Origin of the sequence: Paracoccus gahaiensis (assembly GCF_005048225.1) — a bacterium.
Taxonomy (GTDB): domain Bacteria; phylum Pseudomonadota; class Alphaproteobacteria; order Rhodobacterales; family Rhodobacteraceae; genus Paracoccus; species Paracoccus gahaiensis.
The window spans coordinates 1-2,258 of sequence record NZ_SUNI01000066.1 but is presented as its reverse complement, the minus strand read 5'-3'; the positions used below and the strand labels follow the sequence as shown (position 1 = coordinate 2,258).

General features: G+C 59.3%; 2 pseudogenes. Both read right to left on the bottom strand.

Going from position 1 to position 2,258, the window contains the following annotated elements:
• Positions 1 to 142 precede the first annotated feature (142 nt).
• Positions 143 to 743 (bottom strand): annotated as a pseudogene (locus tag FA743_RS20085) (IS110 family RNA-guided transposase); the annotation flags it as partial.
• Between the two features lie 525 nt (positions 744 to 1,268).
• Positions 1,269 to 2,034, bottom strand: a pseudogene (locus FA743_RS20080) (IS5 family transposase).
• Between the last annotated feature and the right edge of the window lie 224 nt (positions 2,035 to 2,258).

Below are 2,258 nucleotides of genomic sequence, written 5' to 3'. Positions count from 1 at the left end.
ACCCCAAGCACCAACCCGTCCCGCATGATAGCCTCCATCGCATATGACGTCGGTAATGACGTCAGTAACGACGCAGGTTAAGGCACAGGCCTCACCTCAGGCAGGCGGCCACAACCGGGTGGTTACTGTTCATGCGCCGACGCAACTCGTTATCAAGGCCCGCAGTCTTCTCGGCCAGCCCGGCGATCTGGCCCGGCAAAAGACGCGCCAGGTCACGCACCGCCTCAGGCAGCAGGCCATCCTCCCCTTCGATGATCGCAGCGAGGCGGCCGACATGCGCCGGGCCGGTGGAGGCCACGACACCCTGCTCAGCCAGATGGGCGCGGAGGGCATTGATCGTCTGCGTGCGTTGGCGAACCAAAAGGTCGCGGGTCCGATATGCCATCGCCGCCGCCTGCTGTGCCTCGCTCTTCACGGCGACAAACCGCATCGTCGGGCGAGACGCCGCTTCTGCGATCGCCTCTGCATCCGCCATGTCGTTCTTCTGGCGCTTCACCAACGGCTTCACATAGGCGGGTGGTATCAGCCGCACCTCGTGGCCGAGGTCGCCGATCGCCCGGCCCCAGTGATGCAAGCTGGCACAGGCTTCCATCGCAACCACGCAAGGCGGCTGCGCAGCCATGAAACTCAGCAGTTGCGCGCGACAGCTTGCGGCGGAAGACCACCGATCCCTCCGCTGCGGCGCCATGCGCTTGAAATACGTTCTTGGCCAAATCGAGGCCGATGATGCTAACTTCTCTCATGGACGCTCCCCTCTGTCGCGGTGCTTGAACACCCTCCACCATGGGACATCGATGCCGCCGGGGGGCGCCACCCCATCGCTTACAGTTGCCGCAGCAAAATGGTCAGGGCAATGCCACTGATGCGGACATTCCTGCCTTTCGCCGCACATGTTCGTTCTGCGCTGCAACTGCAAATGCCATGGGAGGTCGGACACCGCAGGAAACTTCTTCTTTGTATCTGCACATGGGCGCGCCGCCCGGCGGCCTCACCCAATGTATTTTACTGCGTATGCCGTCCGAGCCACCGTTAGAAATACGTAAGCGAGCATGTAGACAGACACACAGAAGAGGATGAAGCTGTTTTTCCGAAGTTGAGTAGTTGCCTTTCGGAAGTCGACTTTAGAAGGAAGCTCAACACGAGTACGATCGGGAAACAGATGGACAGCACCCTAGCTGTTCAGTCCCGGCATTTGGTGGATCGGGTTCAGGATGAATTTGTCTGGCTCGGATGTCCAGATCCTGCAGATTTATTCGTAAGGTCAGGATTCATAACCAGTAGATGACGGTTGCTGCGAGGGCGATTGCCGAGAGGAAGATCTTAGGACATCTGTCGTATCTCGTTGCCACGCGCCTCCAATCCTTGAGCCTGCCGAACATGATCTCGATGCGACTTCGCCGCTTGTAGCGACGCTTGTCATATTTGATTGGCGTCTTGCGTTGCTTCCGGCCGGGGATGCAGGCACGTATCCCCTTGTCCTGCAACGCCTCTCTCAGCCAGTCAGCATCATAACCGCGATCGCCGAGCAGCCATTTGACCTTCGGCAGGCCGCTGAGCAGTGCCCGTGCGCCGATATAATCGCTCATTTGTCCGGCGGTGATGAAGAGGTCGAGCGGTCGTCCCTGGCTGTCGCAAATGGCGTGCAGCTTGGTGTTCATGCCGCCCGTTCCCAGGGAAACAGTCCACCGGACTGTTTCCTGATCTTCGAACTCCGACCGATCAGGCGACCACGCCCCCCTTTTTGACGGCCATACTGGTCGCTGTGCGATGTGCCTTCAGGTATGTCGCGTCGATCATCACGGTCTTCTCTTCGCCGTGTTCGGCAGCGAGTCCGGCCATCATACGAGCAAAGATGCCCTTTCCGCTCCAACGTCTCCAACGGCTGTAAAGCGTCTTGTGAGGCCCATAGGCGGTGGGTGCATCACGCCAGCGTAAGCCATTGCGGATAATAAAGATATTACCACTGAGAACGCGCCTGTCATCAACGCGTGGCTTGCCATGGGACTTCGGGAAAAAGGGGGCAATGCGTGCCATCTGCGCTTCAGTCAGCTAGAAAAGGTCGCTCATGTCACCGCTCCGTTTCCGGGTTGTGAATCACGCAGTGAAGCGGAAATCAATGCATCCTGACCCTAAGGCGTGAGGGCCAGCCATGGTCCGCCATCGGTCCGAGGACCATGGCTGGCGAGGATCTTGAGCCGGCGCGCGAAATTTTAGGCCGCCATGAAGTCCGCCAGGTGAGTGCGGAGCTGGTCATGGTC